The organism is Caulobacter sp. FWC26 (assembly GCF_002742645.2).
Lineage (GTDB): Bacteria > Pseudomonadota > Alphaproteobacteria > Caulobacterales > Caulobacteraceae > Caulobacter.
This window is the reverse complement of sequence record NZ_CP033875.1, coordinates 2,656,558-2,670,628: the sequence shown is the minus strand read 5'-3', so window position 1 is coordinate 2,670,628 and position 14,071 is coordinate 2,656,558. Positions and strand designations below refer to the sequence as shown.

The 14,071-nt window shown below is 66.6% G+C and carries 11 protein-coding genes and 2 pseudogenes; 11 read left to right on the top strand and 2 right to left on the bottom strand.

From position 1 onward, the window contains the following. The first annotated feature begins 92 nt into the window (after positions 1–92). The 6 genes from CSW63_RS14195 (at position 93) to CSW63_RS14170 (ending at position 8,143) form a co-directional block, all read left to right on the top strand. On the top strand, positions 93–665 hold the full coding sequence (locus CSW63_RS14195; protein ID WP_062099466.1) for a protein-L-isoaspartate O-methyltransferase: 573 nt from the start codon (positions 93–95) through the stop codon (positions 663–665). A gap of 123 nt (positions 666–788) precedes the next feature. Further along, on the top strand, positions 789–2,240 hold the full coding sequence (locus CSW63_RS14190; RefSeq protein ID WP_082749737.1) for a TolC family outer membrane protein: 1,452 nt from the start codon (positions 789–791) through the stop codon (positions 2,238–2,240). 128 nt (positions 2,241–2,368) lie between these two features. Continuing rightward, entirely contained in the window at positions 2,369–2,911 is a 543-nt protein-coding gene (locus CSW63_RS14185; protein WP_062099467.1) for a DUF2497 domain-containing protein, read from the top strand. A gap of 125 nt (positions 2,912–3,036) precedes the next feature. Beyond that, positions 3,037–5,811, top strand: coding sequence for a valine--tRNA ligase (locus tag CSW63_RS14180; protein ID WP_062099468.1), 2,775 nt, complete (start codon positions 3,037–3,039; stop codon positions 5,809–5,811). A gap of 212 nt (positions 5,812–6,023) precedes the next feature. Beyond that, positions 6,024–7,775 (top strand): class I adenylate-forming enzyme family protein, encoded by a 1,752-nt coding sequence (locus CSW63_RS14175; RefSeq protein WP_062099469.1) that lies wholly within the window; start codon positions 6,024–6,026, stop codon positions 7,773–7,775. A 5-nt stretch (positions 7,776–7,780) separates the two neighbouring features. Next, positions 7,781–8,143, top strand: coding sequence for an iron chaperone (locus CSW63_RS14170; protein WP_062099470.1), 363 nt, complete (start codon positions 7,781–7,783; stop codon positions 8,141–8,143). Positions 8,144–8,217: 74 nt separating this feature from the next. Here CSW63_RS14170 and CSW63_RS14165 read toward each other — a convergent pair whose 3' ends face one another. Beyond that, positions 8,218–9,705, bottom strand: a complete 1,488-nt coding sequence (locus tag CSW63_RS14165) for an amidase (protein WP_062099471.1) — start codon at positions 9,703–9,705, stop codon at positions 8,218–8,220. Positions 9,706–9,824: 119 nt separating this feature from the next. Here CSW63_RS14165 and CSW63_RS14160 point away from each other — a divergent pair, with 119 nt between their 5' ends. Then, positions 9,825–10,556 carry a TlyA family RNA methyltransferase gene (locus CSW63_RS14160; protein WP_062099472.1) on the top strand — a complete coding sequence of 244 codons (732 nt, stop codon included), beginning with the start codon at positions 9,825–9,827 and terminating at the stop codon, positions 10,554–10,556. A gap of 67 nt (positions 10,557–10,623) precedes the next feature. Here the strand turns inward: CSW63_RS14160 and CSW63_RS14155 are convergent, their stop codons facing one another. Next, positions 10,624–11,274, bottom strand: a complete 651-nt coding sequence (locus tag CSW63_RS14155; protein ID WP_082749738.1) for a hypothetical protein — start codon at positions 11,272–11,274, stop codon at positions 10,624–10,626. A 182-nt stretch (positions 11,275–11,456) separates the two neighbouring features. Between CSW63_RS14155 and CSW63_RS14150 the strand changes: the two genes are divergently transcribed. The 4 genes and pseudogenes from CSW63_RS14150 (at position 11,457) to CSW63_RS14140 (ending at position 14,043) form a co-directional block, all read left to right on the top strand. Beyond that, positions 11,457–12,704 carry a class I SAM-dependent RNA methyltransferase gene (locus tag CSW63_RS14150; RefSeq protein ID WP_062099474.1) on the top strand — a complete coding sequence of 416 codons (1,248 nt, stop codon included), beginning with the start codon at positions 11,457–11,459 and terminating at the stop codon, positions 12,702–12,704. 6 nt (positions 12,705–12,710) lie between these two features. Further along, a pseudogene (locus CSW63_RS23805) lies at positions 12,711–12,830 on the top strand (hypothetical protein); the annotation flags it as partial. Positions 12,831–12,867: 37 nt separating this feature from the next. After that, positions 12,868–12,969 (top strand): annotated as a pseudogene (locus CSW63_RS24160) (hypothetical protein); the annotation flags it as partial. 6 nt (positions 12,970–12,975) lie between these two features. Next, positions 12,976–14,043, top strand: coding sequence for a class I SAM-dependent methyltransferase (locus tag CSW63_RS14140; RefSeq protein ID WP_062099475.1), 1,068 nt, complete (start codon positions 12,976–12,978; stop codon positions 14,041–14,043). The last annotated feature ends 28 nt before the right edge of the window (positions 14,044–14,071 follow it).

The window sequence follows — 14,071 nt, the reverse complement described above, 5'->3', positions numbered from 1 at the left end:
CGTCATCTGAGATGAACCTCGCGATCGCATTGCGTTTCGACGAGCGGCGGACCTATAAGCCTGCTCGAAAGTCCAGTCCTTCGAGGGATTCCATGAGCACCGACTTCGCCGCCGCGCGGCTGAACATGGTCGAGAGCCAAATTCGCACTGCCGACGTGACCGACCTGCCGCTGCAGGACGCGCTGCGCGTTGTCGCGCGCGAAAACGTCGTGCCCGCGTCGAAGGCTTACCTGGCCTATGCCGACGCCGATATCGAGTACGCCCCGGGGCGCTGGCTCCTGCGTCCGCGTGAAGTCGGCAAGCTGCTGCAGGCGCTCAAGCCCCGCGAAGGGGAAACCGCTCTGGCGATCGCCGCGCCGTATGCGGCCGCCGTTCTGGAAAAGATGGGCCTGTCGGTCACGCGGCACGACGGCGACGATCTAAAGACCGTCCCCGCAGGTTCGTATGACGTGATCATCTGCGAAGGCGCGGTCGCGGTCGCGCCCAAGACCTGGCAGGACGCGCTGGCCCACGGCGGGCGTCTGGGTGTTGTCGAGCGCACCGGTCCCGTTGGTCGCGCCGCGATTTATGTGCGCGCCGAAGATGGCGTGGGCCGTCGCGCCGCCTTCGACGCGTCTCCGCCCGTCCTGGCCGGTTTCGAGGTCGAGAGCGGTTTCAGCTTCTAAGGCGCCGCCTTGATCGGCCGCCGCAACGTTTGCGTGAAAAAAGCTTAACTGGCGACGACTGGCGGAGCGACTTACACGCGATCATATTGTGGCGAGCGCGGGCTTCGCGTGATTGGGGATAGAATGTTGATGTCGAACCGTCGACGGGCCGGGTTGCTGGCCGCCGCTTGCAGCGCTGGTCTTCTGGCCGGGGCCTTCTCCGTCGCGAACGCCGAGACCCTCGCCGATGCGATCGCGCTCGCCTACCAGACCAATCCGACGCTGCAGCAACAGCGGGCCAGCGCGCGCATCACCGATGAAGGCGTGGTTCAGGCCAAGACCGGTTTCCGCCCGACCATCGGCGCCACCGCCGACATCACCGGGTCGAACACCAATCCGGCGGGCGCCGGCGCCGAAGTGAAGCTGTCGGGTAGCAGCGCCGCGCTTTCGATCAGCCAACCCCTCTACACGGGCGGTCGCGCCAGCGCGAGCGTCAGCGCCGCCGAAGCCGACGTGTTGTCGGCTCGTGAAGGCCTGCGTTCGGTGGAGCAGGGCGTTCTTGTCAGCGTTGTCCAGGCTTACGTCGACGTGCGTCGCGACCAGGAGCGCCTTCGGATCGCCAAGGAAAACGTCGCCGTGCTGCAGCGCCAGCTCGACGAGTCGAACGCGCGCTTCGACGTGGGTGAGATCACGCGCACCGACGTCGCCCAGTCCCAGGCGCGCCTGGCGTCCGCTAAGGCCGGCCTGTCGGCCGCCCAGGCGCAGCTTGAAGTCAGCCGTGCGTCCTACGCCGCCGTCGTCGGCCAGACGCCTGGCGAACTGGCTCCCGAGCCCAGCCTAGCCGGTCTGCTGCCGGCCAGCGTCGATCAGGCCTTCGAGGCGGCTCAGACGACGAATCCGGGCGTGGCGTCCGCCAAGTTCAACGAAGAGGCCGCTGCGGCGCGCGTCGCCGTGGCCAAGGCCGGTTACCGCCCGACCGTGTCGGCGCGGGCGTCGCTTGGCTACGCCGCCGACAAGCGCTCGGGCGTCGGCAGCCAGTTCGACGACTATGACCGCACGCTATCGGGCGCCATCACGGCCTCGATCCCGCTGTTCACGGGCGGCTTGACCACCTCGCAGGTTCGCGCCGCCACGGAGCGCGAAAATGCCGCCCGCAGCGCCGTTGAGGGCGCCAAGCGCACTGCGATCCAGCAGGTGTCGAACGCTTGGAGCAATCTCCTGGCCTCGCGCGCCGGCCTTGTCTCGAACGAGGAACAGGTTCGCGCCAGCCGCATCGCCTTTGAAGGCGTGCGCCAGGAGCAGCAGGTGGGCCTGCGAACCACGCTGGACGTTTTGAACGCCCAGTTGGAGCTGTCCAACGCCGAACTGGCGCTGGTGTCGGCCCGTCGGGACGAATACCTCGCCAGCGCCGTCGTTCTGCAGGCCATGGGCCAGCTGGACGTCACCAAGCTGTCGGCCTCGACCACGGCTTATGACCCGAAGACCTCCTACAACCGCGTGACCCATAGCGTGGGCTGGGTTCCGTGGGAGCCGGTGGTGCAGGCGATCGACAGCGTTGGCGCGGCCTCGACCAAGCCGAAGAGCGGCGCGAAGTAGCGTCGATCCGCGTCGATTCAGCCCATAAGCGGACTTGCGCTTGCTTAACACGCGTAAGTCTGCACCATCGCGGCTAAGCGCGACCTGAAGCGCGCAAGGATTCGTACCTCTTTACGACGGCCCCGCACATGTCCGATCAGTCTCAAGAACCTACAATGGAGGAGATCCTCGCCTCCATTCGACGCATCATCTCGGAGGATGACGCGCCGGCGGAGCCTGCGGCCGAAGCAGCGCCGCCTCCGCCGCCGGAACCCGAGCCGGAACCCGAGCCGGTTTCGTTCGATGACGACGTTCTGGATCTGACGGACCCGATCGCGCCCGAGCCCGAGCTGCCGCCGCTGGAGACCCTCGGGGACCTCGACGTATACTCGCCGAGCGCGCCCGAGCCGGAGCCGGCTTACACCCCACCGCCGCCTGCGGCCCCGGTGTTCGACCGCGACGAAATCGCTGACCAACTGGTCGGCGTTTCAGCCGCCTCGGCCGCCGCCAGCGCGTTCGGCAGCCTCAGTTCGGCTCTGCTGATGCCGAAGGACGGGCGTACGCTTGAAGATGTCGTACGCGAGCTGCTGCGCCCGCTGCTCAAGGAGTGGCTGGACCAGAATCTGCCGCGCATCGTCGAGACCAAGGTCGAGGAAGAAGTGCAGCGTATCTCCCGAGGGCGCGGCGTCTAAGCCTCAGACTTTTCGGAAAATCGGGCGGTCGCTGCGGCGGCCGCCCTTTTTCGTTGCCCAAACTGTCAGAAAACCAAGGCCCGCCGGTTTCCCGGCCGGGCCGCAGATGGCATATCCGCTCCGCCATGCTCGAAAAAACCTTCGATCCCAAATCCGTCGAACCCCGCCTGTACGCCGCCTGGGAGGCCTCCGGAGCCTTCAAGCCCAGCGAGGATCCGAACGCCGAGCCGTTCGTCATCGTGATCCCGCCGCCAAACGTGACGGGCTCGCTGCACATCGGCCACGCGCTGAACAACACGCTGCAGGACGTGCTGACCCGCTTCCACCGGATGCGCGGCAAGGCCGCCCTGTGGCTGCCGGGCACCGACCACGCGGGCATCGCCACCCAGATGGTCGTCGAGCGCCAGCTGGCCGCAGCCGGTAACGTCGGCCGCCGAGACATGGGCCGTGAGGCCTTCGTCGACAAGGTCTGGGAGTGGAAGGCCGAGAGCGGCGGAGCCATCACCAACCAGCTGCGCCGCCTGGGCGCGTCGTGCGACTGGTCGCGTGAGCGCTTCACCCTGGACGAAGGCTTGTCGGCCGCCGTCCGCAAGGTGTTCGTCCAGCTCTACAAGCAGGGCCTGCTTTATCGCGACAAGCGTCTGGTCAACTGGGACCCGCAATTCCAGACCGCCATCTCCGATCTTGAGGTCGAGCAGAAGGAGGTCGACGGCGCCTATTGGCACTTCGCCTATCCGCTGGCCGACGGCGTCACCTACCAGCACCCGATCGCCTTCGACGAGGACGGCAAGCCGACCGAATACGAGACCCGCGACTACATCGTCGTGGCGACCACGCGTCCCGAGACGATGCTGGGCGACACCGGCGTCGCGGTCCATCCCGACGACGAGCGCTACAAGGGCCTAGTTGGCAAGTTCGTGACCCTGCCGATCGTCGGCCGCCGCATCCCGATCGTCGCCGACGACTACGCCGACCCGACCAAGGGCTCGGGCGCGGTGAAGATCACGCCGGCCCATGACTTCAACGACTTCGGCGTCGGCAAGCGCGCCGGCCTGGAAGCCATCAACATCCTGACGGTCGAGGCCAAGCTGAACGAGAACGTTCCGGCCGAATACCAAGGCATGGACCGCTTCGTCGCGCGCAAGGCCATCGTCGCCCGCGCCGAGGAAGAGGGCTGGCTGAAGGAGATCGAGAAGACCAAGCACATGGTTCCGCACGGCGACCGTTCGGGCGTGGTCATCGAGCCCTTCCTGACCGACCAGTGGTACGTCGACGCCAAGACCTTGGCCCAGCCGGCGCTCAAGGCCGTCGAAACCGGCGAGACGGTTTTCGAGCCCAAGCACTGGGAAAAGACCTATTTCGAATGGCTGCGCAACATCGAGCCCTGGTGCGTCTCGCGCCAGCTCTGGTGGGGCCACCGGATCCCGGCCTGGTTCGGTCCGGACGGTCAAATCTTTGTCGAAGAGACCGAGCAAGAAGCCATCGCTTCGGCGGAGCAGCACTACTCGGAACAAGGTCTATTTGTTCAAGAGCGGGTAACCGCCAAGGTGTCCGGCGACTATTCGTCTCTGCTCAAACAAGACGAGGACGTCCTCGACACCTGGTTCAGCTCGGCCTTGTGGCCGTTCTCGACCTTGGGCTGGCCGGAAAAGACCGCCGACCTCGCCAAGTTCTACCCGACCAGCACCCTGGTCACCGGCTTCGACATCATCTTCTTCTGGGTCGCCCGGATGATGATGATGGGCATCCACTTCATGGGCGAAGCGCCCTTCAAGCAGGTGTTCATCAACGCCCTCGTCCGTGACGAGAAGGGCGCCAAGATGAGCAAGTCCAAGGGCAACGTGATGGATCCCTTGATCCTGATCGACGAGCTGGGCTGCGACGCCGTGCGCTTCACCCTGACGGCGATGTCGGGTCAGGCTCGCGACATCAAGCTCTCCAAGCAGCGTATCGAAGGCTATCGCAACTTCGGCACCAAGCTGTGGAACGCCTCGCGCTTTGCGCAGATGAACGAGTGCGTCCGCGTCGAGGGCTTCGATCCGGCCACCGTCCAGCAGCCGATCAACAAGTGGATCCGGGGTGAGACGGTCAAGACCGTCGCCGAGGTCACCAAGGCCCTGGAGGCCCCGTCGTTCGACGAGGCCGCCGGGGCTCTGTACCGCTTCGTCTGGAACGTCTTCTGCGACTGGTACCTGGAGCTGGCTAAGCCGATCCTGAACGGCGATGACGCCGCCGCCAAGGCCGAGACCCGCGCCACCGCCGCCTGGGCGTTGGACGTCATCCTGAAGCTGCTGCACCCGGTGATGCCGTTCATCACCGAGGAGCTGTGGCAGAAGACCGCCGAATTTGTCGGCCCGGCCCGCGACAGCATGTTGATCTCGGCGAAGTGGCCGGAACTGCCCGCCGACTGGATCGACGCCGAGGCCGAGGCCGAGATCGGCTGGCTGGTCGAGACTGTGGGCGAGATCCGCTCGATCCGCGCCGAGATGAACGTCCCGCCGTCGGCCAAGCCGGGCCTGACGATCGTCGGCGCCGGTCCGGAGACGAAGGCCCGTCTGGCCCGTCATCGCGACCTGCTGCTCACGTTGGCGCGTCTGGACACCGTCCGTGAAGCTGAAGCTGCGCCCGCTGGATCGGCCCCGGTCGTGATGGGCGAGGCGACGGGCGCCCTGGGCGTGGCCGAATTCATCGACATCGCCGCCGAAAAGGCTCGACTGACCAAGGACATCGCGGGTCACGCCGGCGAGATCGAGAAGGTCAACAAGAAGCTCGGCAACCCCGACTTCCTAGCGCGCGCCAAGGAAGAGGTGGTCGAAGAGAACCGCGAGCGCCTGGCCGAGGCGCAAGCCGCCAAGGCCAAGCTCGAGGCCGCGCTTGCCCGGTTGGAATCGGTCGGCTAAGCAGGTCATTGATCTCAGAAGCAGGGCGGCGCCTCACCGAGGCGTCGCCCTTTTTCTTGGCGCCATGACGCTGCGGAATGGCCCTTGGAGGCTTCTAACTTATCAATGTTCTGTTGGGCTTAAACGGACGTTTGCATCCCGCTTGCGGCTGTGCTCTCTGGTCAGCGAACGCGCTCAACCAACAAGGCGCGACATGATACCGGGAGAGTAGAATGACCCAGGCCGCCCCCGCGTCCGTTCCGTGGCCCGCGATGTCCATCCAGCAAGCCTATGCGCTGATCACCCAGCCGGGCACGCCGGGTGAGATGGAGGAGGTCGAGATCCGTGGCGTGAAGACCCGGGTCTGGAAGAACGCCCCGCCGACCCTGCGCGACACCCTGCTCATGGGCCGCGCCCATGGCGATAAAGTCTTCCTGGTTCACGAGGATGAGCGGGTCACGTTCGAGGCCTTTTATCGCGCCGTCACGCAGATGGCGGCGGAGCTCGAGGCCTTCGGCGTTCAGAAGGGCGACCGCGTCGCCATTGTGATGCGCAACCTGCCGGAATGGCCCGTCGCCTTCTACGGTGCGCTGTCCCTCGGCGCCATTGTGACGCCGCTAAACGCCTGGTGGACGGGACCCGAGCTGGAGTACGGCCTGGTCGATTCCGGAGCGAAGGTCGCGATCGTCGATGTCGAGCGCTATGAGCGTCTGGCCGAGCACCTGCACAACTGCCCCGAACTCCAGCGCGTCTATGTGAGCCGCGCCAAGGAGGAGATCACCCATCCGTACGTGATCCCGCTTGAGGCCAAGATCGGCTGCCCGAACGACTGGGCCAAGCTCGATGAGAAGCCTCTGCCGACGGTTGCGATCGCGGCGGATGACGACGCCACGATCTTCTATACCTCGGGCACGACGGGGAAACCCAAGGGCGCCATCGGCACCCACCGCAACATCAACAGCAATATCTTCGCCGCCGCCGCCGCCGGGGCGCGCGCCTTCCTTCGTCGCGGCGAAGCGCCGCCTCAGCCTGACCCTAGCCTGCCGCAGAAGGGCTCGCTGATCTCGGTGCCGTTCTTCCACGCCACGGGCTGTTTCGCCGTGCTGAACCCATCGCTGTTCGGCGGCGCCAAGCTGGCCATGATGCGCAAGTGGGATCCGGAAAAGGCGATGCAGCTGATCCAGGACGAGAAGCTGACCCAGATGGGCGGCGTCCCGACCATCGCCTGGCAGATCATCGAGCACCCCAACCGCGCTAACTACGATCTCTCCTCGATCGAGGCCGTGGCCTATGGCGGGGCGCCGTCGGCGCCGGAACTGGTGCGCAAGATCAAGGAAATCTGGCCCAAGTCCTCGCCGGGCAACGGCTGGGGCATGACCGAGACCTCGGCCACGGCGACCAGCAACTCGGCCGAGGACTACGAGAACCGTCCTGACAGCTGCGGTCCCGCCGTGCCAGTCACCGACCTGAAGATCATGACGGTCGAGGCGCCGTACCGCGAACTGCCGATCGGCGAAGTCGGCGAGCTCTGGTGCAAGGGGCCGCAGGTCGTGCGTGGCTACTGGAACAAGCCCGAAGCGACCGCCCAGACCTTCGTCGACGGCTGGGTTCGCACCGGCGACCTTGCTCGCCTGGACGCCGAAGGCTTTTGTTTCATCATCGACCGCGCCAAGGACATGCTGATACGGGGCGGCGAAAACATCTACTGCATCGAGGTCGAGAACTGCCTCTATGACCACCCGGCGGTCATGGACGCCGCCCTGGTCGGCGTTCCGCACAAGACGCTGGGCGAAGAGCCGGCGGCGGTCGTCACCCTCAAGCCCGGCGCGCAAGCCAGCGAAGCCGAACTACGCGCGTTCGTCGCTGATCGCCTCGCCGCCTTCAAGGTGCCGGTAAAGGTGGTGTTCTGGCACGAGACCTTGCCCCGCAACGCCAACGGCAAGATCATGAAGAACGAGCTCAAGAAGGTCTTCGTGGAAGGGTAGGGTTTATGGTCCAGTCCAAGGCGGCGACCGTTGATGACTTCATGCAGGAGGTCGCGCCGGAACGCCGCCCGGCCCTGGACCGGCTTCGCGCCCTGTGCCTGGAGCGCTTCGGCGCCGACAGCGAGACGATGGCCTTCGGAATGCCTGCCTATGGCGATCCGAAGGCGCCGCTCGTAGCCTTCAATAGCCAGAAGCAATACATCGCCGTCTATCCGGGCCGCGCGGCCTTGGACGCGTTCAACGAGCGTCTTGCTGGTGTCGATCGGGGCGGCGGCTGCGTGCGCTGGAAGAAGCCCGACAAGATCGACTTCGACCTTTTGGCCGACATCCTAGACCATGTACGGGACACAGGCCGGGGCGGCTGCTGACCTGATCGACGAGGCGGCAAAGAAAAGGAGCGCCCGGCTTTCGCTGAGCGCTCCTTTCTTTTCTCGGATCCAGCCTAGGCGCTGACGGGCGGTTTCCGGTGCGCCCAGGGTGCGGCGGCCTCAAGCTGATAGGCTAGGCCAAAGAGCGTCGCCTCGTCGCCTGAGCGGCCGGCGATCTGGACGCCGACCGGCAGCCCATCCGGCGTCCAGTGCAGGGGAACGCTCATCGCCGGCGCGCCGGCCACGTTCTGCACCGGGGTGTAGCCGACATAGGCCATGAGGCGCGCCTGCAGTTCCTCGAACGGCACCCATCCGGCGACATAACCCAGCTCCACCGGGGGCTTTCCGAGCACCGGCGACAGGATGACGTCGTACTTGGTGAGCCAGGTGTCATAGGCCTTGATCGTAGCCTTCAGGCGCTGCAGGGCCGCGTCCAGAGCGCCTGACGGCAGGGTGTTGACCAACTCGGCCATGCCCAGGCTGAAGGGCTCCAGCACATTGGCGTCGGGCTTGCGACCCATGGCCTTGCCGATGCCCGCGACCAGTTCAGCCGCGCCGGCGGCCCAGAGGACGGTAAAGTCCTGGCCGAACTGATTGCCGTCCATGGGCCACGCCGTCGGCTCGACCTTGTGGCCAAGGTCCTTCAAGAGCTTGGCGGCGTTGTTCACGGCTGTCTGCACTTCGGGGTGGGGCGTCAGGCCGGTGCCGGTGTTCATCACCAAGCCGACCTTCAGCTTCTTCTTGAGCGGATCGGTAACGACGCCGATCGGCTTGAAGGCCGCGCCGGCGTCCGTGCGCTCCGAGGCGGCGAACAGGGCGGCAGAGTCGCGGACGCTGTGGGATACGCAGTGCGAGACGGACAGGTCGATGCCCCGATTGCTCGGCCGGTTGGGGATCATCCGTCCGCGCGACGGTTTCAGGCCGAACAGGCCGCAGTTGGCGGCGGGGATGCGGATCGAACCGCCGCCGTCGCTGGCGTGGGCGATGGTCACCATGCCCGAAGCCGTTGCGGCCGCCGCGCCGCCGGACGATCCGCCCGATGAGTGCTTGACGTTCCACGGGTTACGCGTGGGCAGGAACCCCATGGGTTCGGTGGTGGGCAGGAAGCCGTACTCCGGCGTCGACGACTTGCCGATCGTGACGAAGCCGGCTGCGTCGAATGAGTCGACATAGGCCGTCTGTTCGGTGTCGGCCTTGGCCCCCAAACTGGCGCGGGTGCCGTAACGGGTGCGCATGCCCTTGTAGGGATCCAGGTCCTTGACCAGGAACGGCACGCCGGCGAACGGACCGGTCAGTTGACCCGACTTGGCCTTGTCCAGCGCGCGTTCGAAATCCGAGGCGACCACGGCCTGCACGTGCGGCTGCAGCGCCTCGACCTTGCGAATGGCGTCCTCGACGGCCTCGACGGCGCTGATCTCCTTGCGGCGGATGCGACCCGCGACCTCGGTCGCGTCCGGCGTCCAGGGCGCGGGCGCGGCGGACGTCTTGGGCTTGGCGAAGGCCGAAGGCGCGGCCGCGATCGCGGCAGAGGCGGCCATCAGGCCACGGCGGCTGAAACGCATGGAATTCCTCCCGACAAGACCGGCGTCTTCGCGCCGGTGATCGCCGTTCAGTTGACCCCGAAGAGACCTGCGCCGCAAGCCTGTGCTACAGGCCTGCTTCGAGTTTTCGGGGAAGGTTCGTGGCGAGGAAACGCATCGACCAATTGCTTGTCGAAAGGGGCGTCTTCGAGAGCCGCGCCCGGGCGCGCGCCGCGATCGAGGCCGGCCGTGTCCTGGTGGCGGGCCGACTGGTCGCTAAGCCCTCCGAGCTGGCGGACGACGACGCCGAGATCGCGGCCGAGGCGGCCCATCCCTGGGTGGGGCGTGGGGCCCTGAAACTGGTCCATGCCCTGGATCTTTGGCCTATCGCCGTCGAGGGGCGGGTCGCAGTCGACGTCGGCGCCTCGACCGGCGGCTTTACCGAGGTGCTGTTGTCACGCGGGGCCGCGTTCGTGTTCGCCGTCGATGTGGGGCGCGATCAACTGCACGCTAGCCTGAGAGCCAGCGATCGAGTGGCTGATCTTTCGGGCCTGGATGCGCGCAGCCTTGATCGAGATCGCATCGACCGAGCGCCCAGCCTCGTCGTCAGCGACGTCAGCTTTATTTCGCTGACCAAGGCCCTGCCGGCGGCGCTTGAGCTGGCGACGGGGGGCGCGGATCTTGTCGCGCTGATCAAGCCTCAGTTCGAAGCCGGGCGCGAGCATGTCGGCAAGGGCGGCCTAGTTAAAGACCCCGAGGTGATCGAACGCGTCGAGCAAGAGATCGTTGCGTTCCTGGAGACCGCCGGGTGGTCGGTGCGCGGCCTCGCCGAAAGTCCGATCACCGGTGGGGAAGGTCAGGTCGAGCGCCTTGTCTGGGCGACGAAGCTGTAGCCCACCTGAAACGAAATCGGCCGCCCACAAGGGGCGGCCGATGGTCTTCCACAAGAGATCGCCGGGCTTAGTCGACGACCTGGTACTTGCCGTTGGAGTCCGGGCAGACGCGCACGAAGCGCTTCTGGACGCGGCCGTCCGGCAGATAGATCGGGCTTTCGGCCAGGGTGCACCCGTTGACGTCCGCCTGCTGGGTGCGGTTGTCGACCCGGTAGCCGTCGTGCCGTTCGTAGCTGCGCTCGTAATAGCTGTCGCGGGCGGCGTCGCGACGGGCGTCGTCATACGAGCCGTAGCGGTAGGCCTGGTCGCTGTAAGAACCGTTGTAGGAGTTGTTGTAGGCCGACGGGGGCGGGGGCGGCGGCGTGCGACCGGAGGTGCAGGCGGCCGAGTTCTTGCCGATGTTCGACCCGATGACCGCGCCGAGCAGACCACCCAACACAGCGCCCTCGGTCTTGGCGCCCCGTGCGGCCACGCCGCTGCCGATCGCCGCGCCGATGCCCGCGCCGGCCAAGCCGCCGCCCGTGCCGCGCTGCGTGGTCGAGCGCTGGCAGGGGTCATAGTAGTAGCCTTGGCGGTCGTACGCGCCGCCATAGCTTTGCGAGCTATAGGCCTGGGCCGAGGCCAGGGTCGGCGTCAGCACGCCGCAGACGAGGGCGGCGGTCACGCCCAGAACGGTCTTCATCTTGGAGGTCCTGCTCTTCGAGGCGATCATGGTCATGAGAGAAGCTGTCTTTTTAAGGGCTGCCGTCGCATCGCGCCGGCCGCCACGCCCATCCGTTAGGTGAAGTTCTGGCGCCGCCAACATGAACGGGGGCTGACGGAGATATTCAGCTTCGTTCACCACACACAAAAACTTCGTGCGGGCGCGCTCAAGCCCTGATTTTGGGGTATGGACTGGGGATGCAAGACCTGACGATCAACGCTGTCGGCGCCCAAGGCGACGGGCTCGCGCGCACTGCTGACGGCAAGCCCGCCTTCATTCCGCTGACTCTTCCGGGCGAGACCGTTCGCGCGCAGTTCGACGGCGCGCGCGGCGAGGTGATCGAGATCCTGACGCCAAGTCCTGATCGCGTGGCGCCGCCTTGCCGACACTACGGGGTTTGCGGCGGGTGCGCGCTCCAGCATTGGGCAGGCGAACCCTATCGCGCCTGGAAGGCCGAACAGGTCCGCCTCCAACTGTCGATGGAGGGCCTCGAGACCGAGATCCTGCCGACCTTCGCCGCGCCGCCGGCCTCGCGTCGGCGGGTGGCGCTGCACGCCCGCAAGGGCGGCAAGGGGCAGGGGGCCCGGCTGGGGTTCAAGGAGCGGCGTTCCTGGAACCTCGTGCCGCTCGAAGAGTGCCCCGTCACCGATCCGCGCCTCGTGGCCGCGCTGCCAGCGCTGGCGCGTCTCGCTGAACCCTTTCTTGAACATCCCAAGTCCGCGCCGACCCTGCACGTCACGCTCACCGCGACGGGCCTAGACGTCGACATCACGGGCGTAGAGCGCAAGAGCGGCGGATTGTCCGCTGACGCCCGCATGCGCGCGGCGATGGCCGCGGGCGAGGGGGACTTTGCGCGGGTCACCCTGGCCGGTGAAACGATCTATGGCGCGCGCCAGCCCCTGGTGAAGCTGGGTCCAGCCATCGTGGCCCTGCCGCCGGGAGGCTTCCTTCAAGCGGTCCCCGCCGCCGAAAAGGCGATGGTCGAACTCGCCGTGGCCGAGGTTCAAGGCGCGGGGCGTGTCGCCGATCTCTATTGCGGGGTCGGCACCTTCACCTTCCGGCTCGCCGAGGTCGCGCCGGTCTATGCGGCCGAGATGAGCGCTGCCGCGATCACGGCCTTGAAGGCCGCCGTCGGCGCCACGCCCGGCCTCAAGCCCATCACGGCCGAGGCGCGTGATCTGGTGCGTCGTCCGGTGCTCAGCACCGAGCTGGCCAAGACCGACGTCGTCGTGATCGACCCGCCTCGCGCTGGCGCCGCCGAGCAGACGGTGGAGATCGCCAAGTCTAAGGTGTCCAAGGTGGTTGGGGTGTCTTGTAACCCGCAAACCTTCGCCAAGGACGCGCGCGTGCTGGTCGATGCGGGCTTCAAACTCGTGAGGGTGACGCCGGTGGACCAGTTCGTCTGGTCGCCCCATATTGAACTGGTCGGAGTGTTCACGCGGTAGAGGGCGATGATCCACCCTAGGAGCGAGCGCAAACGACCCGCCTTCGCGGTCGACGCTTTGGGGCAGGGCGCCAAGGCGGCGGCCAAGGCCACTTGGTGGACGGCGACGGGCGGCCTCGCTCGTGCTCTCACGAAACCAACACAAGGGGCGCAGACCCGGCATTCGCGTGCTGGTCGATGCGGGCTTCAAACTCGTGAGGGTGACGCCGGTGGACCAGTTCGTCTGGTCGCCCCATATTGAACTGGTCGGAGTGTTCACGCGGTAGAGGGCGATGATCCACCCTAGGAGCGAGCGCAAACGACCCGCCTTCGCGGTCGACGCTTTGGGGCAGGGCGCCAAGGCGGCGGCCAAGGCCACTTGGTGGACGGCGACGGGCGGCCTCGCTCGTGCTCTCACGAAACCAACACAAGGGGCGCAGACCCGGCATTTCGCCCCGACCACGCCGCCGCCCGTTCCCACGCGCCTGCGGCGCGCCTATCTCGAAGCCTTCGAGAAGGATGCGCGCGATGTCGCCGCCGGCCTGTACCCCGCCCTGGAGGATGGGCCAACCCGTCCTTCCGCAGCCTTGCGTGAGGCGGCGGACTTCATCGCCGACGCCTTCGAGGTCGACCAGCGCCGCCGTAGAGGAGATGGCGTCGAGGTGCGCGGCGTCGCGGATAGTTCAATCTATCCAAACTACTATCGGCAGAACTTCCATTTCCAGTCGGGCGGTTGGTTCACGGCGGAGAGCGCGCGGCGTTACGACGCCCAGGTCGAAGCGCTGTTCTCCGGCACGGCTGCGGCGATGCGACGTCGCGGTCTTTCGCTGCTGGCCCGACACTGGCGCGGCCGCGATCACCGCGACGCGAAAATTCTCGATGTCGCGTGCGGTTCGGGCGCTTTCCTCAAAGACTTGAAGGCGGCGTTTCCGCGTGCGGCTCTGGCGGGCCTGGACCTGTCCGAAGCCTATCTCGCCAAGGCCCGGAAGCGCGCTGGCGTCGGCGGCGTGAAGGCCATGGCCGAGGCCTTGCCGTTCGCCGATAGTGCATTGGACGCGGTGACCTGCGTCTATCTTTTCCACGAACTGCCCCCGCGCGTGCGCCCTCTGGTGGCCGCCAGCCTGGCGCGGGTCGTGAAGCCTGGCGGCGTGGTCGTTCTTGTCGACTCCGTTCAGCCGGCGGATACGCCGGGCCTTGCGCGGCTGTTGGAGGCTTTTCCCGTCTACTTCCACGAGCCCTACTACAGCAGCTACGCCGAGACCGACCTTGCCAATCTCTTCGCCGAGGCTGGATTGCGACTGCTCGGCGAGGACCGCGCCTTTCTCACCAAGGCCCTGTTGTTCGAGAAGCCGCCGGGCTGAGTTGCCAGCAGCGCGCGACCCCGGCTAA